General features: G+C 62.5%; 21 protein-coding genes and 4 tRNA genes. 5 read left to right on the top strand and 20 right to left on the bottom strand.

Annotation, left to right across the window (positions count from 1 at the left end; translation table 11 throughout):
• Positions 1-31: 31 nt before the first annotated feature.
• The 4 genes from CLU93_RS21510 to CLU93_RS21495 form a co-directional block, all read right to left on the bottom strand.
• Complete coding sequence (locus CLU93_RS21510) at positions 32-1732, bottom strand: MbnP family copper-binding protein (RefSeq protein ID WP_099763229.1); 1701 nt, start codon at positions 1730-1732, stop codon at positions 32-34.
• A 246-nt stretch (positions 1733-1978) separates the two neighbouring features.
• The gene (locus tag CLU93_RS21505; RefSeq protein ID WP_099763228.1) at positions 1979-2362 is read right to left on the bottom strand and encodes a DUF2946 domain-containing protein; all 384 of its coding nucleotides are present in this window, start codon (positions 2360-2362) and stop codon (positions 1979-1981) included.
• A gap of 141 nt (positions 2363-2503) precedes the next feature.
• On the bottom strand, positions 2504-3649 hold the full coding sequence (locus tag CLU93_RS21500; RefSeq protein ID WP_099763227.1) for an alpha-hydroxy acid oxidase: 1146 nt from the start codon (positions 3647-3649) through the stop codon (positions 2504-2506).
• A 92-nt stretch (positions 3650-3741) separates the two neighbouring features.
• A complete protein-coding gene (locus CLU93_RS21495) occupies positions 3742-4698 on the bottom strand; it encodes a phytanoyl-CoA dioxygenase family protein (protein ID WP_099763226.1) in 957 nt (318 codons plus the stop codon).
• A 115-nt stretch (positions 4699-4813) separates the two neighbouring features.
• Here CLU93_RS21495 and CLU93_RS21490 point away from each other — a divergent pair, with 115 nt between their 5' ends.
• Positions 4814-5686, top strand: coding sequence for a helix-turn-helix domain-containing protein (locus tag CLU93_RS21490; protein ID WP_099763225.1), 873 nt, complete (start codon positions 4814-4816; stop codon positions 5684-5686).
• Between the two features lie 55 nt (positions 5687-5741).
• Here the strand turns inward: CLU93_RS21490 and CLU93_RS21485 are convergent.
• From CLU93_RS21485 to CLU93_RS21470, 4 genes are all read right to left on the bottom strand, one after another.
• Positions 5742-5818: transfer RNA gene (locus tag CLU93_RS21485), tRNA-Arg, on the bottom strand.
• Between the two features lie 161 nt (positions 5819-5979).
• Positions 5980-6056: transfer RNA gene (locus CLU93_RS21480), tRNA-Arg, on the bottom strand.
• Positions 6057-6134: 78 nt separating this feature from the next.
• A tRNA-Arg gene (locus CLU93_RS21475) sits at positions 6135-6211 on the bottom strand.
• Between the two features lie 82 nt (positions 6212-6293).
• Positions 6294-6370, bottom strand: a tRNA-Arg gene (locus tag CLU93_RS21470).
• Positions 6371-6796: 426 nt separating this feature from the next.
• On the opposite strand from CLU93_RS21470, the gene CLU93_RS21465 reads away from it, so the two are divergent.
• Together CLU93_RS21465 and CLU93_RS21460 are read left to right on the top strand one after the other, a co-directional pair.
• Positions 6797-9277 (top strand): hybrid sensor histidine kinase/response regulator, encoded by a 2481-nt coding sequence (locus CLU93_RS21465; RefSeq protein ID WP_099763224.1) that lies wholly within the window; start codon positions 6797-6799, stop codon positions 9275-9277.
• 309 nt (positions 9278-9586) lie between these two features.
• A complete protein-coding gene (locus CLU93_RS21460) occupies positions 9587-10570 on the top strand; it encodes a GGDEF domain-containing response regulator (protein ID WP_099763223.1) in 984 nt (327 codons plus the stop codon).
• 72 nt (positions 10571-10642) lie between these two features.
• On the opposite strand, the gene CLU93_RS21455 is transcribed toward CLU93_RS21460, so the two are convergent.
• Positions 10643-11038 carry a hypothetical protein gene (locus CLU93_RS21455; protein ID WP_099763222.1) on the bottom strand — a complete coding sequence of 132 codons (396 nt, stop codon included), beginning with the start codon at positions 11036-11038 and terminating at the stop codon, positions 10643-10645.
• Positions 11039-11348: 310 nt separating this feature from the next.
• On the opposite strand from CLU93_RS21455, the gene CLU93_RS21450 reads away from it, so the two are divergent.
• Entirely contained in the window at positions 11349-12062 is a 714-nt protein-coding gene (locus tag CLU93_RS21450; protein ID WP_099763221.1) for a sensor histidine kinase, read from the top strand.
• A 50-nt stretch (positions 12063-12112) separates the two neighbouring features.
• A complete protein-coding gene (locus CLU93_RS21445; RefSeq protein WP_099763220.1) occupies positions 12113-12628 on the top strand; it encodes a DUF6265 family protein in 516 nt (171 codons plus the stop codon).
• Positions 12629-12672: 44 nt separating this feature from the next.
• On the opposite strand, the gene CLU93_RS21440 is transcribed toward CLU93_RS21445, so the two are convergent.
• The 11 genes from CLU93_RS21440 to CLU93_RS21390 form a co-directional block, all read right to left on the bottom strand.
• Entirely contained in the window at positions 12673-13971 is a 1299-nt protein-coding gene (locus tag CLU93_RS21440; protein ID WP_099763219.1) for an NAD(P)/FAD-dependent oxidoreductase, read from the bottom strand.
• 20 nt (positions 13972-13991) lie between these two features.
• Positions 13992-14504 (bottom strand): hypothetical protein, encoded by a 513-nt coding sequence (locus CLU93_RS21435; protein ID WP_099763218.1) that lies wholly within the window; start codon positions 14502-14504, stop codon positions 13992-13994.
• Positions 14505-14794: 290 nt separating this feature from the next.
• Entirely contained in the window at positions 14795-16450 is a 1656-nt protein-coding gene (locus CLU93_RS28775) for a methyl-accepting chemotaxis protein (protein ID WP_143451778.1), read from the bottom strand.
• Between the two features lie 192 nt (positions 16451-16642).
• The gene (locus CLU93_RS21425) at positions 16643-18022 is read right to left on the bottom strand and encodes a multicopper oxidase family protein (RefSeq protein WP_099763217.1); all 1380 of its coding nucleotides are present in this window, start codon (positions 18020-18022) and stop codon (positions 16643-16645) included.
• Between the two features lie 2 nt (positions 18023-18024).
• Positions 18025-19383 (bottom strand): TolC family protein, encoded by a 1359-nt coding sequence (locus CLU93_RS21420; protein WP_257225046.1) that lies wholly within the window; start codon positions 19381-19383, stop codon positions 18025-18027.
• A gap of 1 nt (position 19384) precedes the next feature.
• Complete coding sequence (locus CLU93_RS21415; protein WP_099763215.1) at positions 19385-19723, bottom strand: hypothetical protein; 339 nt, start codon at positions 19721-19723, stop codon at positions 19385-19387.
• A gap of 115 nt (positions 19724-19838) precedes the next feature.
• Complete coding sequence (locus CLU93_RS21410) at positions 19839-20261, bottom strand: hypothetical protein (protein WP_099763214.1); 423 nt, start codon at positions 20259-20261, stop codon at positions 19839-19841.
• Positions 20262-20302: 41 nt separating this feature from the next.
• Positions 20303-20791 carry a hypothetical protein gene (locus CLU93_RS21405; protein ID WP_099763213.1) on the bottom strand — a complete coding sequence of 163 codons (489 nt, stop codon included), beginning with the start codon at positions 20789-20791 and terminating at the stop codon, positions 20303-20305.
• A gap of 29 nt (positions 20792-20820) precedes the next feature.
• Entirely contained in the window at positions 20821-20964 is a 144-nt protein-coding gene (locus CLU93_RS21400; protein WP_099763212.1) for a DUF2474 domain-containing protein, read from the bottom strand.
• Positions 20964-21971 carry a cytochrome d ubiquinol oxidase subunit II gene (gene cydB, locus CLU93_RS21395; protein WP_099763211.1) on the bottom strand — a complete coding sequence of 336 codons (1008 nt, stop codon included), beginning with the start codon at positions 21969-21971 and terminating at the stop codon, positions 20964-20966. The genes CLU93_RS21400 and cydB overlap by 1 nt, the downstream gene beginning before the upstream one ends.
• The gene (locus tag CLU93_RS21390) at positions 21961-23376 is read right to left on the bottom strand and encodes a cytochrome ubiquinol oxidase subunit I (RefSeq protein ID WP_099763210.1); all 1416 of its coding nucleotides are present in this window, start codon (positions 23374-23376) and stop codon (positions 21961-21963) included. Before CLU93_RS21390 ends, cydB begins: the two co-directional genes overlap by 11 nt.
• Positions 23377-23456 lie beyond the last annotated feature (80 nt).

The following is a 23456-nucleotide window of genomic DNA, read 5'->3' as shown; positions in this document are numbered from 1 at the left end:
CCCGTCACAAGGATGAGGGCCAAGTCACTGTTTACTTCACGATAAATAGTGTCTGAGAAGCACCGTCATTGATGGGCAAGCCGGTCGTTTCCGCAAGCTGGAACTTGTTGAAGAAACCGGCAACGACCTTGTTGCCGCTCAATTGGCCGGGAGTGAGCGTGGCGGGCAGCGCCGGCGTGGCAGCCTGCTTGCCGGACATCCAGGTTTTTGACGTACTCAGGTCGAGTCCGGCGAACAAGGCGCTCAAATCCAGCGCGATTTTTTGGTTTGCCGGATTGAAGCTGGCAAATTTGAAATGCGGACGATTCGGGCTGGAGCAGTTGGTGATGCGACCTTGAATCGGATCACCGACACAGCCGGTAGACCCCAGATGGACAAGGGTGTTAACCGATCCCGCATTGGCCGTAAATTCAATTTTGGTGAATTTACGGCCACTTTGCCATGACCAGCCCATCGCCGCATTTTGCAGCGGAAGTGGCGTCGCCTTGATGCTGCCATTGTCAAAAGCTTGCGCCGCGTAGCTATGGTTCAGCGGCGCCACGGTGCTGCTGCCATCGGCCGACAGTACCGGCACGCCGAGCGTGAATGCGATACCGACATAAGTGCCAGGAGCCACATTGCCGGTCAGTGCGGTGTAGGTGGCCGTCGAGCCGGCACTGCACCCCCCGCTAGCATCTTCAAAGTCAAGCAGGGCGACATTGCGGCCTTGATTGCTGTTTTCAGTCAGCACCAGCGGGGCATAGTTACCGGCGGCATCAATCAGCGCGACGCCGGAAACATAGAAACGCAAATCCTTGATTTTTCCCACCGTGCCCGCGCCAGCATTGGCCGAGCCCAATGACAGGTCGGTGGTGCAAGCGCTGGTACCGACTGCGGTGGCGCCATTGACCACATCAAAGTTGATCTTGACTGCCTGGGTGGCGTTGGCCGCGATCAATTTGTTGCCTGCAATTGCCGCCTTCAAGGTGCTGACGCCGGCCACACTCGCAGCGCTGACCGCGCCATGGTCAAACAAGGCTCCCGGTGTGGCTGCATTGGCGACGGCTTGCGTCAGCAAGACCGACTCGGCCTGTTGTACCAGGACAGCTTGTGTCGCCTTGTCGGTGGACGCGGTGGTCGAACCGACTAATTGCTTGCCATCTTTCAACACCGTGGCCAAGGTCCTGGCCGCTTCGTGCGTGCGGACATAGTCGTTCTTCTGGTCAGCGGCGGTGCCCTTTTTCAGCACATAGTTTTCCAGCGCACTCACCCCCACGGTGGTGATGCCCAGCGACGCCACGACTGACGCATCGGCCTGTGCAAGCGAATTACCGGCACGTACCTTTTCTTGCACCAGCGTTGTCATGGGGCTCACGAACGACGCACCAGCAGGTGCACTGAGCGTAAATGGTTTGCCTACAGCGACACTGGTATCCTGGTCGACGGACGTTGCGGGTACTTCCGCCACGATCGGATATTTGCTCTCGTCACCGGCCGTAATACCGGTCAGCGTATAGGCGCCGTTGGCATCGGTCGTGGCCGAAGGCTCGCCCACATCCCCTATTCCGTTGTTGTTCAGGTCCAGATAGACCTTGACGCCGCTCAAATAGCCATCGGCAACCACGCCCGACAAGGATGTGGTAGCCACCGGGGCAACCGGCGTGGTGGCATCGCTGCCGCCCCCACAAGCGGTCAGAACTGCGGCGGCGACCAGGCTGCCGGCGGTGATGCTGGTTTGGAATGATGTTTTCATTTATAGATATTAAATAGACAATTAAAAAGGCGGATTGAGGCCGCAGATCGGATCTGAAAATCCTGAACCTGTTTCACATGCCGTTTTTCGACATGACGTCAAAAAACACCGATGCCAGCATGGCAAGCGCAAGGAAATTGACAATGATCGTGATTGTTAACCCGATCGGCATGGCCGATGGCTGCAGATGCGACTAGGCATGCCGGCGCGCCCGAACCATACGGGAACGCTGGCCATCAAAGGTCATCAGCAGGTTGCGGGAGGGTCGCGCGGATGGGCCGCGGACCAGGAGAACAAGGGGGAGGGAGAATGGTAAAACAGTGCCGGAAACTGCTCATGCCCGCCGTCCAGCGCAAACGATGGCATCAGTGGCAAGGGCAAGGCGAAGGTATCTGCATGCGTCATGCAAAACGGACAGTGCTCCAGATGGTGCAGCGGCGATTTTTCCGTCGCGTCCGGTGCTGCCTGATCGACGGCAACCCATGTCGTTCCCGTGGCCGAGCAGATTTCCATCATGTTCGATGGCCCGGCGGACAAGGCGTGGGAAATCGAAGGTGCGAGCGCATTGAGCAGGATCGCCAGACAAGCGATCCAGATCTGCAGCCGTTTTCTTCTTAAAAATTTCCCCATGGATGGAATTATAACAAGCAGATCCTGGAAATATTATTTTTTTTAGCACGGAAAATCAAGATTTTTCCATGCCGGCGCGCGTACGCCCAGGCAACGCGACTGGCGCCGCGCCCGGGAAGATGGTCGCTTCAACTTGAAAACTTAAAACGTCCCCGGCAACAAAATCTTCTTGTCCACCTGCTGCAAGTCGCGCAAGCCGCAAAAGGCCATCGTCAAGTCGAGTTCATTGCGGATGATGTCCAGGCACTTGGTCACGCCCGGTCCGCCCATGGCGCCAAGGCCGTATAAAAACGGGCGGCCGATGTACACGCCCTTGGCGCCCAGCGCCACGGCCTTGATCACGTCCTGGCCCGAGCGGATGCCGCCATCCATGTGCACTTCGATCTGGCTGCCGACGGCGTCGACGATGGCGGGCAAGGCTTCGATCGACGATTGCGCGCCGTCGAGCTGGCGCCCGCCGTGGTTCGAGACGATCAGCGCGTCGGCGCCACTGTTGACGGCCAGGCGCGCGTCTTCCGGGTCCATGATGCCTTTGATGATGAGTTTGCCGCCCCAGCGCTGCTTGATCCATTCCACGTCCGCCCACGACAGGCTCAGGTCGAATTGCTGCTGCGTCCAGGCCGACAGCGACGACATGTCCGACACGGACGTGGCGTGGCCGACGATGTTGCCGAAGCCGCGCCGCTTCGTGCCCAGCATGCCCGCCACCCAGCGCGGCTTGGTGGCCATGTTGAGGATGTTGGGAATCGTCAGTTTCGGTGGCGCCGACAGGCCGTTGCGCAAATCCTTGTGGCGCTGGCCCAGCACTTGCAAGTCGAGCGTCAATACCAGCGCGCCGCACTTGGCCGCCTTGGCGCGGTCGATCAGGCGGTTGATGAATTCGCGGTCTTTCATCACATACAGCTGGAACCAGAACGGTTTTGTCGTGTTCGCCGCCACGTCTTCGATCGAGCAAATGCTCATGGTCGACAGGGTGAACGGCACGCCGAATTTTTCAGCGGCCTGGGCGGCGAGAATTTCGCCATCCGCATGCTGCATGCCCGTCAAGCCCGTGGGCGACAGGGCCACCGGCATCGATACGTGCTGTCCGACCATGGTCGAGGCCAGGCTGCGGTTTTCCAGGTTGACGGCCACGCGCTGGCGGAACTTGATCTTGGCGAAATCGCTGTTGTTGGCGCGGTACGTCGATTCCGTCCAGGAACCGGAATCGGCGTAGTCGTAAAACATGCGCGGCACCCGTTTCTGGGCCAGCACGCGCAAGTCTTCGATGCAGGTAATGATACTCATGCGTTTCCTCGGTCGATGGCAAGTCGACCCATGATCGTGCATTTACCCGCAATTGTCTATCCGGCAGGCAAGACTGGTGGACAGAACGTGGCTTACCAGTCGCGCGCGCCGAGGATCTGCTCGCCCAGCGCAGTCAAACGCGCCTGCGGATAGCGCAGCTTTTCCTTTTCCTCGGGGTCGCCGGGAAACGCGTAGCCCTGCGGCGCGCTGCGCTCGCGCCAGCTTTGCACGCGCCAGTCGCGCAAGGCCTGGTTGTCTTGCTGGGCTGGCGTGAAGGAAATATATTGCGCCAGGCGCACCTGGTCCGTGGACGTGTTCGGGCGGATGCCGTGCGCCAGCAGGCTGTTGAAGATCAGCAGCTCCCCCTTCTTCATGGCGATGAATTGCATCGGATACGGCACCGTCGCCAGGTCCGGCTGCCACGGGTTGCGGTCAAGCGGCACGCTCTTGCGCCACGCCAGCAAGTTGTTGAACAGCTCCGGATAGCACTGGAAACCGCCGCTCTCGAGCGAGGTGTCGGACAGGGCCAGCACGCCCTGCACGTTGACGGGCAGCGGGTCGAGCGTGGTATCCGCATCCCAGTGGATGAAGCCGCCAAACTTGCGCTTGCCATGGTTCGGCGTGTTCAGGTTGGCGCGGTCGATGGTCACCCACAAATCCTGACGGTCCCAGATGTCGACGAAGGCGTCGTAGACGCGCTGGGTCTGGCGGTTATCCCACAGGTTCTGGTGGTGATAGGCCTCGACCATGCCGGAACCGTTGAGTTCCTTCATCGCGTGGTCGCGCAGCTGGCCCCGGTTCCAGGTGGCAGCATCGTGCTGGTCCAGTCCTTGAAACTCCCACAGGAAATCGGTGGTGCGCCGCACCTGCTCGGGCGACACGGCATCCTTGACGATGACATAACCATAGGTTTGCCAGTGCAAAAAGTCGCTGTCGGACAGCACGCGCAGGGGCAGCTGTTTCCGGATGTCGCGCAACTGGGTTTGTTCCGAGTAGGCCACGGACGGATTGCCGGGACGGTCTTCGCCGTATTGATATTTGTCTTGCATCGCTGTCTCCTGGGTTGGTGTGAGACAGATTGTGCGATGACACGGCGCCATGAAATGCGCGCTGAGCGGCCAATACTGATACTATCCTGACTATTCATACGCTTCAAACGTCACAATGACGCCTTTATTCGAACAAGTCACGATACCGACGGGCCACTCCTGGGGCTTGCTGTGGCGCGAACTCGACACCATCCCCTTCATCTGGCATTACCACCCGCAGTTCGAGCTGACCCTGACCGTCAATGCGCGGGGACAACGTTACATCGGCAACCACCTGGGCGACTTCGAGCCGGGCGACCTGGTGCTGCTGGGGCCGAATTTGCCGCACACGTGGTCGGCCAGCGAGCGCATCGACGGCGCGCAGCCGATGCTGGCCGTCGTCGTGTGGTTTTCATTAGAATGGGTGGAGCAGCTGGCGGCCTGTTTTCCCGAGTTGCACAGCTTGCGGCAACTGGCGGCCCGGGCCGGCCCTGCCCTGCATTTTTCAACGGACACGAGCGCGCGCAGCGCAGATAAGCTGCTGCAACTGAATGCCCTGCCCGTGCCGCAGCGCTTGCCGCTGCTGCTCGACGTGCTGCTGGATCTGGCCAGTGATGGCGGCGCGCGGCCGCTGGCCTCGATGGCGCAGGCGCCGCTGCCCGATGGGCAGCACAAGCGCATGGCCGGCGTGTTCGATTTCATGCACGCGCATTTCCGGGAAGAGATCGCACTGGAAAGCCTGGCGCAGCGGGCAGCCCTGTCGCTGGGCGCCTTCCACCGCTGTTTCAAGCGCCACGCGCATTGCACGCCGGGCGAATACCTGGCGCGGCTGCGCATCGGCCGCGCCTGCCAACAGCTAATCGAAAGCAATCTGGCCATCGCCGTCATCGCGCAAGAGGCGGGCTACCGCAACCTCGCGCATTTCAATCGCCAGTTCCGCGCCGCCAGGCACGTCACGCCGCGCGCGTTTCGCCGGCAATACCGGCACGCCACCAGAATGGCGACATAAAGCGTCCGGACAACGAAAAAGGGGATCAGATTTTACAATCTGACCCCCAATATTCTGGTGCGGCTGGCAGGAATTGAACCCACGACCCCTTGGTTCGTAGCCAAGTACTCTATCCAGCTGAGCTACAGCCGCCTAAGACAAGATTATAGCAGGGCTTTGCAGAATGGCAAAGGGCGCAGTGCGGATATTTCACAATTGCCCAGGCCGCCAACATGGCCGCTGCCCGCCCGCTGTCATGACGAAAAAAAACCCGGAAAGCGAACTTTCCGGGTTTTTTTCACTACTGCTGATACTGGTGCGGCTGGCAGGAATTGAACCCACGACCCCTTGGTTCGTAGCCAAGTACTCTATCCAGCTGAGCTACAGCCGCAAACTCTGACACACTTCGCCGGACGGCGCGAAGCTTGAAACTTTCATCAAAACGCAGCGAACTGCGTTTTTGTAATACTGGTGCGGCTGGCAGGAATTGAACCCACGACCCCTTGGTTCGTAGCCAAGTACTCTATCCAGCTGAGCTACAGCCGCAAAACTTCGACAACATTCCATTAACAACATGGAGGTGAAACTTGTTACAACAAAACCAGGCAAAGTCTGATTTTCAGTATTCTGGTGCGGCTGGCAGGAATTGAACCCACGACCCCTTGGTTCGTAGCCAAGTACTCTATCCAGCTGAGCTACAGCCGCGCAGGCAAACATTATAGCGTATTCATTTCGCTTTGAAAAGTTCGATTTTTCAATCGCTTAGCTGATTTTTGCAGAATACCGCCCCGCACCATCAGCCACCTTTTCACTGCAGAAAAGCGCACGCCTTTCATCGATGGACTCAGCTGCTTTCACAGTGGCATCCAGCGCATCGAGAAGTTGCTGTCTCGAAAGAAGCGGGATTATAGGGACTGCCTTCCCGTCTGTCCAGTGCTATCTGCAGGCGGCACGCAAGCGTGCGGTGGCGGCGCGGCGCTTGGAGCTACAATACCAGTCAGACAGGGGCGCTCGTGTCTCCGCTCATGCATGACGGCAGGCTATTCCATCATGACCCACTCACTGAGCTTGGCGACGGCGGCCCAGCGGGGCACCAGCCCGTGCGGCAGACTCACCGTTGCAGGATTTCCGATGGCTAAGCATGACCACAAGCAAGATCTGCTCCCCTCATCAGCGCCGCTGAGCCTGTCAGACGAGCGCCTGGCCAACTTGCTGGAGAGTATTACCGACGGCTTCTGCCTGCTCGACCACGACTGGACCATCCGCTACATCAATACGCGCGGCGCCGACATGCTCGCGCCGCAGCGTCCGCCCGGCAGCCAGCTGGCGGGCAGCAACCTGTGGCAAGCCTGCCCCCACTTGCCGGGCACGGAACTGGAAGTGCAGTACCGGCGCAGCATGGCGCAGCAGCACAGCTGCAGTTTCGAGCTGCTGTATCCCCCGCTGGGACGCTGGCTGGAAGTGCGCATCTTCCCGTCCAGCGAAGGCTTGACCACATATATCCAGGACATCAGCCAGCGCAAGGCGGCCGAGGAAAGCTTGCGCCACAGCGAAGAAGACTTGCGCGCGCTGGCCAACTCCATCCCGCAACTGGCCTGGATCGCCAGCTTCGACGGCACCATCGCCTGGTACAACCAGCGCTGGCACGACTACACGGGCACCAGCGCCGAACAGATGGCGGGCGAGGGCTGGAGCATCGCCTATGACGCGCGCTACCTGCCGCCCATGTTGCAAGGCTGGAAGGCCGCCTTGCGCGATGGCACGCCCTTCGAAATGGAGTTTCCCATTCGCGGCGCCGACGGCCAGTACCGCTGGTTCCTGACGCGCGCCAATCCCGTGCGCGACCGGGGCGGCCAGCTGCTGCGCTGGTTTGGCACGAGCACCGACGTCGACCAGGTCAAGCGCGCGCAGGAAGCCTTGCGCGACGAGACGCGCGTACTGGAATTACTCAACAACACGGGCGCGGCCCTGGCCGGCACGCTCGACTTGCCTGCCCTGCTGCAGGAAACCGTCGATGCGGCCACGCGCATCAGCGGCGCGCGCTTCGGCGCCTTGTATTATGACGATGCGGGCGATGTGCACGACCACCCCGGCGCCCTGCCGGCGGCGCGCGCCGTCAACGGCATCAGCCTGCGCCAGGCCGACACCATCGCCGCGGAACTGCGCCAGGGACCGGCCATGCGCCAGAACGACTTGCTGGCCGCACCCGACGCCAGCGCCGATGACGCGCCGCCGTTGCGCAGTTGCCTGAGCCTGCCCGTCAGCTCGCGCTCGGGCCTGTTGCTGGGGCGCTTGCTGCTCGCTCATCCGCAGGCAGGCATGTTCAGCGCGCGCAGCGAACGCATCGTCTCGGCCATCGCGGCACAGGCCGCCGTCGCGCTCGACAATACGCGCCTGTACGCGGCCGCCACGCGCGCCGCCGACGAGCGCAAGGTGCTGCTCGACAGCGAACGCGAGGCGCGCGCCGAGGCCGAGCGCACGAATCGGCTGAAAGATGATTTTCTCGCCACCCTGTCGCATGAACTGCGCACGCCGCTGTCGGCCATCCTGGGCTGGGCCCAGGTGCTGCGGCGCGGCACGCGCGACCAGGCCGACCTGCACCGCGGCTTGCAAAGCATCGAACGCAATGCGCGCGCGCAGGCGCAACTGATCGAAGACTTGCTCGACATGAACCGCATCACCTCCGACAAGGTGCTGCTCGACCTGCAGCCTCTTGCGCCCGCCAGCGTCATCGCCTCGGCCATCGAAACCCTGCGCCCGGCGGCCGACGCCAAGCACATCACCATCCACAGCAGCATCGCCAGCGATGCGGGCACGTTCATGGGCGACCCCGGTCGTCTCCAGCAAGTGATCTGGAACCTGCTGTCGAATGCCCTGAAGTTCACGCCGCAAGGGGGACGGGTCGATATCGGCGTGCGCCGCGAGGCGAGCCGCCTGGCCATCACGGTGGCCGACAACGGCGTGGGTATCAAGCAAGACTTCCTGCCCCACGTATTCGACCGCTTCCGCCAGGCAGACGCTTCCACCACGCGCCGGCATGGCGGCCTGGGACTGGGACTGGCGATCGTCAAGCACCTGGTGGAACAGCATGGCGGCACGGTCACGGTCAGCAGCGCCGGCGACATGCAGGGCGCCAGCTTTACCGTGCGCCTGCCCCTGGGCACGCCCACCGCTGCCGCGCGCCAGGCGGGCGATGCCCCGTCCGACAGCCCTGACTTGCGCGGCGTCAGGGTGCTGCTGGTCGATGACGAAGCCGATGCGCGCGAACTGACGGAACGCATCCTGCGCGAGAATCACGCCGAAGTGCACAGCGCCGGCAGCGTGGCGCAGGCGCTGCAACTGCTGGAGCAGGTGCGCCCGCATGTCCTGGTCAGCGATATCGGCATGCCCGATGCCGACGGTTTCGACCTGCTGGCGCACATCCGCGCGCGCGCTTCCCCTGACGCCGCCCGCCTGCCCGCGCTGGCGCTGACGGCATTCGCGCAACCGCAGGATCGCCAGCGGGCACTGGCCAGCGGCTTCCAGGCCTGGGTCTCGAAACCGCTGGACCCGGCCGAACTGCTGGCGGCCGTGGCGCAACTGGCCGCGGCGCCCGCCACGGCCCACCCTTGAAAAGATGATGCAAAGAAATACATACTGCAGAACAAAATGACTATTTTCATGGGTTGGCCTTCCTACTTCCAGACGCGGCACTGTCCTACAAGCAACTAAGCTGAAGTTTGCTACACTGAAATGCAGAAGCACCCCCTGCACGGCAGGCAGGAGACCGGCAGCCTTGGCTGCCATCAGTGGCAGAAGCGAGTTCAAGCGCTGTTGTGCGCCGTATCTTGTTGCAAGGCGCTACTATCTTTCCCACCGCCGTCAGCCGATCATCAGCGGTAGAAGCCAGCGTTGCATAGACCGTATTAACCGAGACCCTACATGCCCAGCCAAGATGAGATTTTGAAAGCCAAAATTTTGGTCGTCGACGATTCGCCCGACAATGTCGACCTGATGCTGGAAATCCTGCGCGATGCCGGCTATACCAATGTCACGGCCACCATGCGTCCAGCCCAGGTCTGCCCCCTGCACCAGGAGCATTGCTACGACCTGATCTTGCTGGATCTGCAAATGCCGGAACTGAATGGTTTCCAGGTCATGAAAGGCTTGAAGGAAATCGAGCATGGCGGCTACCTGCCCGTGCTGGCCCTGACGGCACAACCGAGTTTCAAGATCGCCGCCCTGGAAGCGGGGGCGCGCGACTTCATCAGCAAACCTTTCGACCTGATGGAAGTGCACAAGCGCATCCACAACATGCTGGAAGTGCGCCTGCTGTACAAGGAACTGGCGCAATACAGCAAGCAGCAGCAGGAACTGGCGCTGCACGACCCGCTGACGGGCTTGCCGAACCGGCGCCTGCTGGAAGACCGCATCGAACACACCTTGCAGCAATCGGCCCGCAGCCGCGGCAAGTCGGCCATCCTGTATCTGGACCTGGACGGCTTCAAGACCATCAACGACAGTTACGGCCACGGCTATGGCGACGAGATCCTGAAAATGGTGGCAGCCCGTCTGGTGGGCGCGTCGCGCAAGGAAGACACGGTAGCGCGCATCGGCGGCGACGAATTCGTCATCGTGCTGGGCAACCTGGCCGGCAAAGGCGATGCGCGTGAACCGGCCGCCAAGCTGATCGAAGTCATTTCCGAGCCGTATTTCATCAACGACCTGACCTTGCGCCTGTCGACCAGCATCGGCATCTCCATCTACCCGGACGACGCCAGCACCGTCGAATCCCTGCTGGGCGCGGCCGACACGGCCCTGTATGAAGCCAAGCGCGCCGGCAAGAACCGCTTTTGCTGCTCGCCCCACGAAGTGATCGCGTCGCAGGTCAACATGCAGAAAAGCAGCGTCGCCTCGATCGCCTGAAAGTTATTCCGCGCGGCGCATGAAAAAACCGGCAAGCCTCACGGCCAGCCGGTTTTTTCATGGCCGAAGGCTTTATTTCTTGCCAGCCGCCACTTCTTGCTGGCCCGCACGCTGGTGATCCGTTTGCGCATTCACGGTGTCCGGCGCCACTTCGATGCGCGTGATGCCGGCATCGACGGAAATCGGGTCGCTGGCGGGGAACGTCATTTCGACGGCATCGTCGAGCAACTCTTCCTTGGCCCGCTCTTCGCCGCTCATGCCCTCTTCATCGGCCAGGATGGCCAGCGCGCTGGCCCATTTGACGAAATTGAGGTTCGACAGTTCGCGCACGGTAGTCACGCCAAACGCCTGCTGCAAGGCCTTGGCATCCTTGGCGCTGACGCCGCGCAGGGCGCTGATGGGCGCATTGACGATGTCGCGGAAGCTTTTGTCGGCATATTCCTGGTCAACGATGGTATCGATATTCATGGCATGTCCTTTCGTTTCAATAAGCGGGCCGGTGCTGCGCCCTACGCCGCGGAGCGGCTATGCTGCATGGGGAGAATGCATGGCCCCACTATGGCAGTGCGCGGCGCCCCGGTATGTGCGCAGCCGTACGTAACGAAGGGAACAATTCCACCTGGCGCAAACGATAATCTTGCCTATCATATAAAAATGATGGGAAGAGATAAAAATTGCCGAAAAGACAGAAATTTTTCATCCATGCGCCTTGCGATGAAATCCTCATGTATGATCCACCACTTGAATTTGGTCCACCTTTCACCATTCACGGGGCGCTATGTCCGCACAAACAGATCCGAACAAGGAAGCGGCCCAGGCCGATGCGGAACGCGCCGCCGATCTCAGCGAGTTGCTCGGCCATGTCAACACCAGCTGGGACAATGAACGGCGCGCCCTGTCGCGCCAGCTGCACGACAGCCTCGGTTCCTCGCTGACGGCACTGACCATGCACCTGTCGCTGCTGACGCAAAAAATGCCGCAGGAAGCGGCCTTGCTCGACCGTGCGGCAACCATGAAGCAATTGCTGCTGAATGTGATCGAAACCAACCGGCAAATGCAGATGAAACTGTGGAACGACAAGCTGGAGTTTCTCGGCGTCAATGTCGCGCTGGGCGAGCTGGCCGCGCAATTTGCCGACCAGCACAAAATCGCCGTGCGCTGCAGCCTGCCCGAAGATGAACTGATTTGCCCGCGCAACGTGGGCGTGGCCCTGCTGCGCACCCTGGAAGAAGCGCTCAGCAACATCGCCACGCACGCCAACGCCACAGAGGTGGACATCATCATCGACGACAACGACGAAGCACTGATGATGACGGTCAAGGATAACGGCGTGGGGCTGCCGGCCAGTGAACCCGTCGAAATGAGCAAGCACGGCCTGCGCTCCGTGCGCGAACGCGTGCATTACCTGGGCGGCAACCTGAGCCTGGCGGCCAATCCGCAAGGCGGCACGGCCCTGACCGTCGTCTTGCCGCGTATTAGTCCGAAAGAATAGTCTTTGCCAGGCGCCCTCATACGCTGAACGCTTCGACGACAGGAGACCGAATGCAACGACTCATCCCCACCCTGCTGGCAGCACTGCTGACCATAAATACTGCCCAGGCCGCCGACAACACCGTGGCGCCGCCGGAGACGGTGGACAAGCTGGCCTGGCTGGCCGGCTGCTGGAATGTCGACGGCGCCGAACCGGGCTCCGGGGAACAATGGAGCACGGCCGCCGGCGGCACCCTCCTCGGCACCAGCCGCACCGTCAAGGGCGGCAAGACAACAGCCTTTGAATTCGTGCAGATCCGCCTGACGGAACCGGGCCAGCTGGCCTACATCGTGCAGCCATCGGGCCAGCCGCCCGTGATCTTCAACCTGCTGCGCCAGGACAAGCCGAATGAATTCATCTTCGCCAATCTGGACAATGACTTTCCGAGCCGCATCCTCTACCGCCACGACAGCGAGCGCATCTTGCATGCCAGCATCACCGGCACCTTGAAAGGCAAGCTCACCACCATCGACTTCCCCATGACGCGGGGCCGCTGCGAAGCGGCACCCGTGGCGCGCGGCAAATAAGAAAAGGGGCCGCGAGGCCCCTTTTCGAGTTTGATATCAACGGCTTAATGCAGCTTGACCTGCGGCGTGCTGCGCTTGATCAGGAAGCGGCCCATGGCCATGACGGCCGTGCGCACACTGCCCAGCACGGCGTTGTGGTGCATCAGGTGCAGGCTGACATACATCATGCGCGCCACAAAGCCTTCGACGAACCAGCTCAGGCCCTTCAGCGAACCCATCAGGGTACCCACCGAGGTGGTGCGGCCGAACGACACCAGCGAACCATAGTCGAGGTATTCATACGGTTTCGTTTGCGGCGGCTTGCCCTTCGCTTGCAGCAGGAAAGTTTTCAGCAGGTAATCTGCTTGCTGGTGGGCAGCCTGGGCGCGTGGCGGCACCAGCTTGCCATCCGGCCCCATGCAGGCGGCGCAATCGCCGAGCGCGAAGATATTCGCATGGCCCTGCACATTGAGCATGCCCGTCACTTCCAGCTGGCCGGCGCGGTTGGTCGGCAAGCCCAACGTGGCCAGGAATTCCGGCGCGCGGATGCCGGCGGCCCACACGCAGATGTCGGCCGCATAGCTGGTGCCGCTGGCCACCGTCACCTTGTCGGCTTCGATCGTGGTGACGCGCGTATCGGTCACCACGCTGATGCCATGTTGATGCAGCAGTTTCGAGGCGGCGATGGAAACGCGCTCGGGCAGCGGCGCGAGGATGCGCGGCGCCCCTTCGAGCAGGGTGATGCGCACATCCTTGATGGCGTTGAGATTCTGAAAACCATACGCGGCATACACGCCGCTCGCTTCGCGCAATTCGGCCGCCAGCTCCACGCCCGTGGCGCCGCCGCCGATGATGACGATATCGACGCCGGGATGGCCCGCATCGCCCTGGCGCTGCTCGGCCATGGCCAGCAGTTTGAGCAGGGTCAGACGGAAACGTTCGGCGTCTTCCGTGGCATTCAGGGAAATCGTGTTTTCCTTGGCGCCGGGCACGCCGAAGTAATTCGAGGTGCTGCCCACAGCCAGCACCAGCTGGTCATAGTGGACCGTGCGCTGCGGCAAGAGCTGTTCATCCTTGTCCGTAGCGATGGCGCCCACGGTGAGGCTGTTCGACGCGGCGTCGAGCGCAATCAGGGGGCCATAGACATAGGTAAAACCATTGTCATGCGCCAGCATCTGGTATGACAGGCCCTCCTGGTGTATATCCAGGGTGCCGGCCGCCACCTCATGCAGCGACGGCTTCCAGATATGGTACAGGCGGCTGTCGACCAGGATTACCTGGCCGGGGCCGAGCTTGCGGCTGAGTTTGCAGGCCAGCTCCAGGCCGCCTGCGCCGCCACCTACGATAACGATTTTACTATGCAAAGATCCTCCGGTTTGCTGAATTAATTGTCGTTGCCCCGGTTGCCGTGTCCGTTGCCGTGACCTTTGTCGTTACCGTGACCTTTGTCGTTGCCACGGCCATTGCCGTGGCCTTTGCCCGGTTTGTCGTCATGGTGATCACGGTCCTTGTGATCGGGGCGTCCATGCTGCTGTTGCGGCGGACGTCCACCGGGACGGCCATGGTCGCCATGCTGCTGGCGATAGCGGGGCGCATATTGGTTGTTATACCAACTATCTTGGACGAAATAGACCTCTTGGTTACAGGCATTATACTTGCGGCAGTGCTTGGACCAGTGTTTCGCATGGCCGGGCGGCACGCGCAGGTAGATGGGGCGGGCCGAATAGTATTGCGGGCGCTGCACGATGACGGGCTGGGCGTAGATCAATTGCGGCGCGGGATAGTCGCCGATGTCGATGCGTCCGTAAAAGCCGGGCTGGCCGATGGTGACGGAGACCTGGGCAACAGCGGCGGTGGCGGACGACAGCAAGACGGCGGCAAGAATCAGGGTTTTCATGGGACACTCCTTTTATCAGTTATGCCGTAATTGTAGACCTTGTGCGCCACGCTGTTTGTTCGCAAGGACACATAGGGAACACCGTGGCAAACTGCGCCGTGGCGCGCCATGGCGTGAGGAGGATGCGTGGCGAGCCACGCGACGACGAGGATCAACGCAGTCCCCCGCTTCTGAGGGGCGCCAGCTGGGGCTGTATTCATCTACTGGGATAGGCAACGCGTGCAGCAAGCACGGAATGGCATGGCGACATGCCTGCCACCGCCGTGCCGATTGCGCCGGGCCAGCCGGGTTCAGGCCAGGCGCCGCACGTCCTGCCTGGCGGCGGGCGGCGGCCGGCGCAGCGGCGTGACATTGCTGGCCGGTGCCACGGCGATGCGCTCGGTCTGGGCATGCAGGCGGAACACGCCCACCAGGTCCGTCAGGATCTGCGCCTGGTCTTGCAGCGATTCGGCCGCCGCGGCCGCCTCTTCCACCAGGGCCGCGTTCTGCTGTGTCACCTGATCCATTTGCAAGATGGCCTGGTTGACTTGCTCGATGCCGGCGCTCTGTTCGGCGCTGGCGGCCGTGATTTCCTGCATGATGTCGGCCACCTGGCGCACGCTGGTGACGACTTCATCCATCGTCTTGCCCGCGTCATGCACGAGCCTGGAACCGATTTCCACCTGCTCGACGGAGTCGCCGATCAGGGTCTTGATTTCCTTGGCGGCTTGGCTTGATCGCTGCGCCAGGTTGCGCACTTCGGACGCCACAACGGCGAAACCGCGCCCCTCCTCGCCCGCCCTGGCCGCTTCCACTGCCGCGTTCAAGGCGAGGATGTTGGTCTGGAAGGCGATGCCGTCGATGACGCTGATGATGTCGACGATCTTGCGCGAAGAGGCATTGATCGATTCCATCGTCTGCACCACCCGCCCCACCACGGCGCCGCCCTTGCCGGCCACGTCGGAAGCGGCGCCGGCCAGTGCATTGGCCTGGCGCGCGTTATCCGCATTCTGCCGCACGGCCGAGGTCAGCTGCTCCATCGAGGATGCCGTCTCTTCCAGCGAACTGGCCTGTTCTTCCGTGCGCGACGACAGGTCGAGATTGCCCTGGGCGATTTCACTGGAGGCCGTATGGATGGTGTCCGTGCCCGAACGCACCTGGCTGACGATGCCCACCAGCTTGTCGCGCATGGCTTTCATGGCAAACAACAGGCTGGTGTTGTCATGGCTGGCCGTGCGGATATCGACGCTCAGGTCGCCCTCGGCGATGGCGCCCGCAATCTTGACGGCATACGCCGGTTCGCCGCCCAGCTGGCGCGTCAGTCCGCGCGTGATCAGCACGCCCAGCGCCAGGCCTGCCGCCATGCTGCCCAGCACCAGCGCGAGCATGAAGCTGCGGCTGGCCTGGTACACGCCGGACGCCTGCTCGGCCGCCGCCTTGGCGCGCTCTTCCTTCTGCAGCGACAATTTATCGAGCACGCCGTCGAGTTCGTCCGCATGCTGGCGCGTCTGGTTCAGCAAGCCGACAAGCTCGGCGCTGCGCTGGGCCAGCGGCTCGGTCCCCGCCAGGGACAGCGCCTGCGTCATGACGGTGATGTATTGCGCCTCGACGGCCGCGAAGCGGGCGAACAGCTCCTTGGCGGCCGGCGTGATAAACAGCGGCTGCGCCTTGGCCAGGCTGTCCTTGCTGGCGGCGATGAATCTGGCGATATCGGCCTGGCGCGTGGCGCGCTCCTCGGCGGTAGTGGCCAGCAAGAAATTACTGCGCGCGCGGCCCACCTTGATCAGCGCGATATTGGCTTCCTTGATGTGGGACAGACCCAGCAACTCATTGTGGTACATCTGACCGGCCATGGCGTCGATCTTGCCCATGTTAAAGATGCCGATGCCGGCCACGATGGCCCCCATCAGTGCCACGCAAAAAAACGCCGCGATCAGGCGCGTGCCCACCGTCATTTGACTCAACATGATTCCCCCATAGTCCGGCCACCCGTGCTCGAAGAAGCAGCGGAATGTCTTGAATATAAAGAAAATAGTGGGGTAGAAATACGCGCATTGTCACTAAACGACAATAGCTTGATCTATAACAACATGCACCAGGGCTTGCCGTGCTAGGCAAGCCCTTAATGTTAAATTAAAAATAATAATATTATTAAGACATTAATGATCGTGCCTGAGCGGCTTGCGCACCGTCATCTCGACGCCGCCCTTCGCCGCCGCCTTGCCTGTACCCTGGCTGCGCACCGGTTCCGGCAAGGCGCCCGTCCATTCACACGCCACGCTGCCGGCCGGGTGCTTGTACCAGCCCGGATCGCGGTAGTCGCCCGGCTTCTGGTCCTTGCGCACCTTGACCGTGGTAAACATGCCGCCCATGCCGATGGCGCCGAACGGGCCGTCGCCGGCCATCATCGGCAAGGTGTTGTCGGGGATCGGCATCTGCATCTCGCCCATGTCGGCCATGCCCCGCTCGCCCATCACCATGTAGCCGGGCACGAGCTGGTTGATCTTCGCCGCCACGCCCTGGTGGTCGACGCCGATCATGGTGGGCACGTCATGCCCCATGGCATTCATCGTGTGGTGCGACTTGTGGCAGTGGAAAGCCCAGTCGCCCAGGTCGGTGGCCGTAAATTCCACGGCGCGCATCTGCCCCACGGCCACGTCCGTCGTCACTTCGGGCCAGCGCGATTCGGGCCGGGTCCAGCCGCCATCCGTGCCCGTCACCTCGAATTCATGGCCATGCATGTGAATCGGGTGGTTGGTCATGGTCAGATTACCCACGCGCACGCGCACCTTGTCGCCCTGGCGCACCACCATGGGATCGATGCCGGGGAAGACGCGGCTGTTAAACGTGAACAGATTAAAATCCGTCATGGTCATGATCTTCGGCGTGTAGCTGCCCGGATCGATATCGTAGTTGCTGAGCAGGAAGACGAAATCGCGGTCCACCTTCATGAAATTCGGGTCTTTCGGGTGCGTCACCCAGAACCCCATCATGCCCATGGCCATCTGCGTCATTTCATCCGCATGCGGGTGGTACATGAAGGTGCCGGGCCGCCTGGCAACGAATTCGTACACGAAAGTCTTGCCGGGAGGAATACCCGGCTGGGTCAGGCCCGTGACGCCATCCATGCCGTTCGGCAAGCGCTGGCCATGCCAGTGCACGCTCGTGTGTTCCGGTAATTTATTCGTGACAAAGATGCGCACGCGGTCGCCCTCCACCACTTCGATGGTAGGCCCGGGCGACTGGCCGTTATAGCCCCACAGGTTCGCTTGCATGCCGGGCGCCAGTTCGCGCACGACGGGTTCGGCCACCAGATGGAATTCCTTGACGTTGTTGTTCATGCGCCAGGGCAAGGACCAGCCATTCAGGGTGACGACGGGGTTGTAGGGGCGCCCGTTCGGCGGCGATGGCGGCGCTTTCGTCTCCGCACCGGCCATGCTGACGGCTTCCGGCAACGAGGCCGCACCGACTCGGCTGACGGCCGCCGCACTCAGGGCGACGGCGCCCGCATTCATGAAAAAGTTCCTACGTGTAATCATCATTATTCCTTCTCGGCTGGGCCGCTGCCATTGATGGCCGACTGCAATGTTGTTTGGGCGATCCAGAAATCGCGCTGGGTCTCGATGGCGCTGTTGACGCTGGCGACCTGCTCGCGCGCGTCGGCCAGCAGCTCGAACACGCTGGCCAGCATGCCGTTGTAGCGCAGCAATACTTCATGCGAGATCGTCTTGCGCAGCGGCACGACTTCATCGCGGTAGTGGCGCGCCAGGTCGTAGGCCGTGCGGTAGCTGGAATACGCTTCGCGCACTTCCGAGCGGGCCCGTACCGCCGTGCCCGCCGTGCGCTGCAGCGACTGCTCGTACAGCGCTTGCGCCTTCGCATTGCGCGCCGAACCCCAGTCGAACAGGGGCAATTCCAGCGACACTTCGTAGCCGTTTTCGCGCGGCGCCTCGCTGCTGCTCTTGTTGGTATAGCCCACGTCGAGCACATTGACGAAACCCGTCACCTTCGACAGGCCCAGCGCGCTGGCCGTGGCATGCGCGTCGAGTTTCGCTCTTTGCACGTCGAGGCGCTGTTCCATCGCCTGCGCCTCGATATTGCCCGCGTCCACCGCCTGGGCCGGCAAGTCGGGCAGGCGCGACGGTAAAGTGAAAGCCGTCTGCTTGCCCCACAGGCCCAGCAAGCGCGTCAGGTGCTCGCGCGTGGCGGTGGCCTGATGGCGCGCGCGGGCCAGGTCGCCGACGGCATCCGCATAAAACACTTGCTGGCGCGCCTGGTCGAGACGGCTCCAGTTGCCCGCCTGCCGCAAGCGCGTGGCCAGTTCGGCGCCCGCTTCGGCCGACAGCAGCGCGCGCTGCATGAACGCTTCCGTCTGCACGGCGGCCACGGCAGTGAAATAGGCGCGGCGCGTATCAAACGCCAGTTGCACGGCGCTGCTGGCCGCCTGCAGCTTGGCTTGCTCGAAACGGCCCCGCTCGATGTTGATGCGCATCGGCATGGTCAGCAGTCCCGCCAGGTCGAAGCTGACGCTGCGGTCGATTTCATTGCCATGGCTGCTGTGCGAGCGGCCGAACGACAGGCCCGGGTTGCGCAAGCGCCCCGCCTGCACCAGGTCCGCCTCGGACGCGCCCAGTTCGGCCAGCGCCACCTTCATGCCGTGGTTGTTCATCAGGGCGATGCGCACGGCGCTGTCGGCGTCCAGGGGCTGGGCCAGCAGGGAGGCCAGTTTTTCCTCGCCGCCCTCGCCGGCCAGCGCCGCAGGGGCGCCCGTGCGGACATCGGCCAGCGTGGATACCGTCCGCATGCCGCCATCCGCGCTGAAACTGACGCAGCCACTGAGCAGCAGGACGGCCGCCAGCGCCAGCGGCGTGAGGCAGGTTGATTGTCTGAAACGGGCCATGTCAGTGTCCTTCATGCTGGTGTGGCTGGTGTTGCGGGGCCGGCTGGGCGGCCGGCTTCGCCGCCGGCTTGGGCATGGCATGCTGCATCGGCATCGTGTGGCCGTCCATCTTCATCATGCCCATGTGGCCGCCCGCCTTGCCGACTTTCTCGTTGACGGCGCGCCAGGTCTGGTCGGGCGTGGCGTCTTCCTCGGCGGCGGGACGGTAGCCGGTGAAGGCGGAGCGGTACGCGGTGGCCGGCACGGATGCTTGCGCTTCTTGCGGGGCGGGCTTGGGCTGGGACTGCGCTGCGGCAGCCAGCGGCAGTACAGCCAGCACGAGGCTGAACAGGTGTTTCATGGTATTCCTTGAATGACAGGGTATGGCGCGGCGGGCGCGCAGGTGGAACGTGAAGGCGCGGCGAGCACAGCCGCGATGGACGTGCAAGGACCACACCGCCAGGTTCAACGGGCGGTCAGGCGGAGTGCGTGCTTCTCGGGGGACGTTCGGGACCAGGCGGGATATGCCCGGCGAACAGGGAATCGGGCGCCAGCGCAGGGGGCGGCGCGCGCAGGATCAAGGCGTGCAAGGCGGGCATGCCGGGCGGCGCCGTGGCACCCACAGTGCAGGCGCCATGGTTACTGCAATCATGGCCGTGATGCGTGGCGCCGCCATCGTCCATGGCCATCTTCATCGGCTGGCCCTGCATCTGCATGTCGCCCATGTCATGGCACTGGGGCGCCTGCATAGCCTCGGCGGCAACAGTAACCGTGACCGCTGCCGCCAGCTCGTCCACGCAGCAGCTGCGCATGGCCGACGCAAAGCCCTGCAAGGGCAAGGTGACGGCCAGCAGCCAGAGCAGCGAGCGGGCGAGTGAGCGGAAAAAGGCACGGTTCATGGCAGGACTATAAACCTTCCCACGCGAGGAAGGTCAAGTCCCTATTTGCGCATGTAGCCATGCGTCAGCCAGATGACGTACTCGCCATAATATCCCTGCCCTTCGAATACGGCCTGGCCATCGGAAAAAGTCACTTTTTGCACTTCATTGATGGTGAAATACGCGCGGCCATCGGCCGCCTCGACGTCACCCCAATGGCGCGCGCGCGGTGGCCGGTAGCCGCTGGCGCGCCCGATGGCGGCCAGCAGGTCGCCGATCATGAAGTCGACCAACATATCGGCCAGCAGCGGCCGGTGGCCCGCCAGCATCGCCGTGATGTCCGGGTAGCCCGCTTCCTTGAGTTCGGGCAAGTCGCTTTCCTCGTACTGCAAATCGTCTTCGCGGCAAGTCTGGATAAAACTGTTGAACGGCTCGTCGAGCAAGCCCGCCAGCGCCGCTTCCGGCACGCTCAGGCGGAACGGCTGCAGCGGCAGCGCGCTACGCTGGCCGTAGTTGAATTCGCGGCAGCCGAGCAAGGCCAGCGGGTGCAACTGGCCACCGACCTCGCAGCGGATGCCTGTCAGCTGCCCATCCCCGCCGCCCGCATCAGCAGGCGCATCGCCCAGGCGGCCAGGCCCAGGGTGGTCACGCTGGCCAGCCAGATGCCGGCCAGCCACGCCAGTCGTTTGCACCATGATTGTTGTCCCTGTTCAAATTGTTTCATCAGTGATAGCCATCTTCCGGGTGGACTTTGCCACGAAACACATAATATGACCACACCGTATACATCAGGATGACGGGGATGATGAACAGCGCCCCCACCAGGGTAAAACCCTGGCTTTGCGGCGGTGACGACGCCTCCCATATCGATACCGACGGCGGGATAATATTGGGCCACACGCTGATGCCCAGGCCGCTGTAGCCGAGAAAGACCAGCGCCAGGGTCAGCAGGAAAGGCGCCGTCTGCCGTCCGCGCCGTACGGCGCGCAGCAGCAGCCAGCCCGCGCCCAGTACCAGCAGCGGCACGGGCAGGAACCAGAACAGTTGCGGCAGCGCAAACCAGCGCGCGGCGATGGCCGGATCGACCAGCGGCGTCCAGGCGCTGATGATGGCGATCACGCCCAGCAGCAGCCACACGAGCGTGCGCGTGATGCGCCCCGCGCGCGCCTGCAGGCCGCCGTCCGTCTTCATGATCAGCCAGGTGCTGCCCAGCAAGGCATACGCCACCACCAGCCCCACACCCGTGAACAGCGAGAACGGCGTCAGCCAGTCCAGCGCGCCGCCCGCATAGCTGCGCTGGACTACCGGCATGCCCTGGATGTAGGCGCCCAGGGTCACGCCCTGGAAAAAAGCGGCCGCCACCGAGCCGCCGATGAAGGCCTTGTCCCACACATGGCGCTCGTGCTCGCGCGCCTTGAAGCGGAACTCGAAGGCCACGCCGCGGAAGATCAGGCCCATCAGCATGAAGCTGAGCGGCAGATAGCAGGCGCTCAGCACCACGGAATAGGCGAGCGGAAAGGCTGCCAGCATGCCAGCGCCGCCCAGCACCAGCCAGGTTTCATTGCCATCCCAGACGGGCGCGACCGTATTCATCATCACGTCGCGCTCGCTCTTCTCCTGGAAAAACGGATACAGGATGCCGATGCCCAGGTCAAAGCCATCCATCACCACATACATCATGATGCTGAACAAGATAATAATGGCCCACAGTAGTGGCAGATCAATGCCCATGAGAATGTCCTCCTTGTGCTGCAGATAGTGGCCGCGCGGGTGTACGTTGTTGGCCCGGTCCGCCGTGCTCGACGCGCTCGCCTTCATGCGGCTGCGGCCCCACGCGGATCAAACGCAGCAGGTAGCCGATGCCCGTGCCGAAGACGGCAAAATAAATGACGATGAACAGTACCAGGGTGATGCCCAGCTGCGTGGCGCCGTGCGCCGAGACGGCGTCTTGCGTGCGCAGCAAGCCGTACACGGTCCACGGCTGGCGGCCGATCTCGGTCGTGTACCAGCCGGCCAGCATGGCCACCAGGCCGCTGGGCCCCATCCACAGAGCGCAGCGCAGGAACAGGCGCGAGCGCCACAGGGTGCCGCGCCAGCGCAGCCACGCACTCCAGATGCCCAGCGCGATCATCAGCATGCCCAGCCCAGCCATGATGCGGAAAGACCAGAACACGACGGCGGAAGGGGGCCGGTCGCGCGGCGCGAATTCTTTCAAGGCGGGAATCGTGCCATTCCAGTCATGCGCGAGGATCAGGCCGCCCAGGCGCGGGATTTCCACCTTGTACCGGGTTTCCTCGCGTTCCATATCGGGCCAGCCGAACAGGATCAGCGGCGTGCCCTCGCCCCCTTTGTTTTCCCAGTGGCCTTCCATGGCGGCCAGCTTGGCCGGCTGGTGCTCCAGCGTATTCAAGCCATGCAGGTCGCCGATCACGGCCTGGATGGGCGCGACGATCAGCAGCATCGACAAGCCCATCGTCATCATCTTGCGGATGGCAGCATTGTCGTTACCACGCAGCAAATGCCAGGCGGCCGACGCCACCACCAGCAAGGCCGTGGCGAGAAAGGCCGCCACGCTCATGTGCAGCAGCCGGTACGGGAACGAGGGATTGAAGATGACGGCCAGCCAGTCCACGGGCACGACCCTGCCGTCGATGATTTCATGGCCTTGCGGCGTCTGCATCCAGCTGTTCGAGGCGATGATCCACGTGGCCGAGATCAAGGTGCCCAGCGCCACCATGGCCGTGGCGAACATGTGCAGGCCCGGCCCCACGCGGTACCAGCCGAACAGCATCACGCCGAGGAAGCCCGCTTCCAGGAAGAAGGCAGTCAGCACTTCATAGGCCAGCAGCGGACCCGTGATACTGCCCGCATAATCGGAAAAGAAACTCCAGTTGGTGCCGAACTGGTAAGCCATGACGAGGCCGGAAACGACGCCCATGCCGAAATTGACGGCGAAAATCTTCGACCAGAAGTGGTACAGGTCGCGATACACGCCATCCTGCGTGCGCAGCCACGCCGCCTCCAGTACCGTCAGGTAACTGGCCAGGCCGATGGTGATGGCAGGAAAAATGATGTGAAATGAGATGGTGAAGCCGAACTGGACGCGCGCCAGTTCCAATGCAGTGAGCCCTGACATGTGTTGCCTTCCCGACGTGTGACGTCTGTTTTACCCAAGCCTCCACTCTAGGCTTTTCGAGTAAAACATAACAGACTCAG

This window comes from Janthinobacterium sp. 35 (genome assembly GCF_002754575.1).
In the GTDB taxonomy this organism is placed as follows: domain Bacteria; phylum Pseudomonadota; class Gammaproteobacteria; order Burkholderiales; family Burkholderiaceae_D; genus Janthinobacterium; species Janthinobacterium tructae.
This window is presented reverse-complemented; position numbering and strand designations above follow the sequence as displayed.

Coding starts and splice junctions, on each gene's coding strand:
- CLU93_RS21460 (WP_099763223.1), top strand. CDS start 9,587: ATGCCCAGCCAAGATGAGATTTTGAAAGCCAAAATTTTGGTCGTCGAC.
- CLU93_RS21420 (WP_257225046.1), bottom strand. CDS start 19,383: ATGGCCCGTTTCAGACAATCAACCTGCCTCACGCCGCTGGCGCTGGCG.
- CLU93_RS21465 (WP_099763224.1), top strand. CDS start 6,797: ATGGCTAAGCATGACCACAAGCAAGATCTGCTCCCCTCATCAGCGCCG.
- CLU93_RS21390 (WP_099763210.1), bottom strand. CDS start 23,376: ATGTCAGGGCTCACTGCATTGGAACTGGCGCGCGTCCAGTTCGGCTTC.
- CLU93_RS28775 (WP_143451778.1), bottom strand. CDS start 16,450: ATGTTGAGTCAAATGACGGTGGGCACGCGCCTGATCGCGGCGTTTTTT.
- CLU93_RS21510 (WP_099763229.1), bottom strand. CDS start 1,732: ATGAAAACATCATTCCAAACCAGCATCACCGCCGGCAGCCTGGTCGCC.
- CLU93_RS21505 (WP_099763228.1), bottom strand. CDS start 2,362: ATGGGGAAATTTTTAAGAAGAAAACGGCTGCAGATCTGGATCGCTTGT.
- CLU93_RS21400 (WP_099763212.1), bottom strand. CDS start 20,964: ATGAAACAATTTGAACAGGGACAACAATCATGGTGCAAACGACTGGCG.
- CLU93_RS21450 (WP_099763221.1), top strand. CDS start 11,349: ATGTCCGCACAAACAGATCCGAACAAGGAAGCGGCCCAGGCCGATGCG.
- cydB (WP_099763211.1), bottom strand. CDS start 21,971: ATGGGCATTGATCTGCCACTACTGTGGGCCATTATTATCTTGTTCAGC.
- CLU93_RS21445 (WP_099763220.1), top strand. CDS start 12,113: ATGCAACGACTCATCCCCACCCTGCTGGCAGCACTGCTGACCATAAAT.
- CLU93_RS21410 (WP_099763214.1), bottom strand. CDS start 20,261: ATGAACCGTGCCTTTTTCCGCTCACTCGCCCGCTCGCTGCTCTGGCTG.
- CLU93_RS21490 (WP_099763225.1), top strand. CDS start 4,814: ATGACGCCTTTATTCGAACAAGTCACGATACCGACGGGCCACTCCTGG.
- CLU93_RS21455 (WP_099763222.1), bottom strand. CDS start 11,038: ATGAATATCGATACCATCGTTGACCAGGAATATGCCGACAAAAGCTTC.
- CLU93_RS21415 (WP_099763215.1), bottom strand. CDS start 19,723: ATGAAACACCTGTTCAGCCTCGTGCTGGCTGTACTGCCGCTGGCTGCC.
- CLU93_RS21425 (WP_099763217.1), bottom strand. CDS start 18,022: ATGATTACACGTAGGAACTTTTTCATGAATGCGGGCGCCGTCGCCCTG.
- CLU93_RS21435 (WP_099763218.1), bottom strand. CDS start 14,504: ATGAAAACCCTGATTCTTGCCGCCGTCTTGCTGTCGTCCGCCACCGCC.
- CLU93_RS21495 (WP_099763226.1), bottom strand. CDS start 4,698: ATGCAAGACAAATATCAATACGGCGAAGACCGTCCCGGCAATCCGTCC.
- CLU93_RS21500 (WP_099763227.1), bottom strand. CDS start 3,649: ATGAGTATCATTACCTGCATCGAAGACTTGCGCGTGCTGGCCCAGAAA.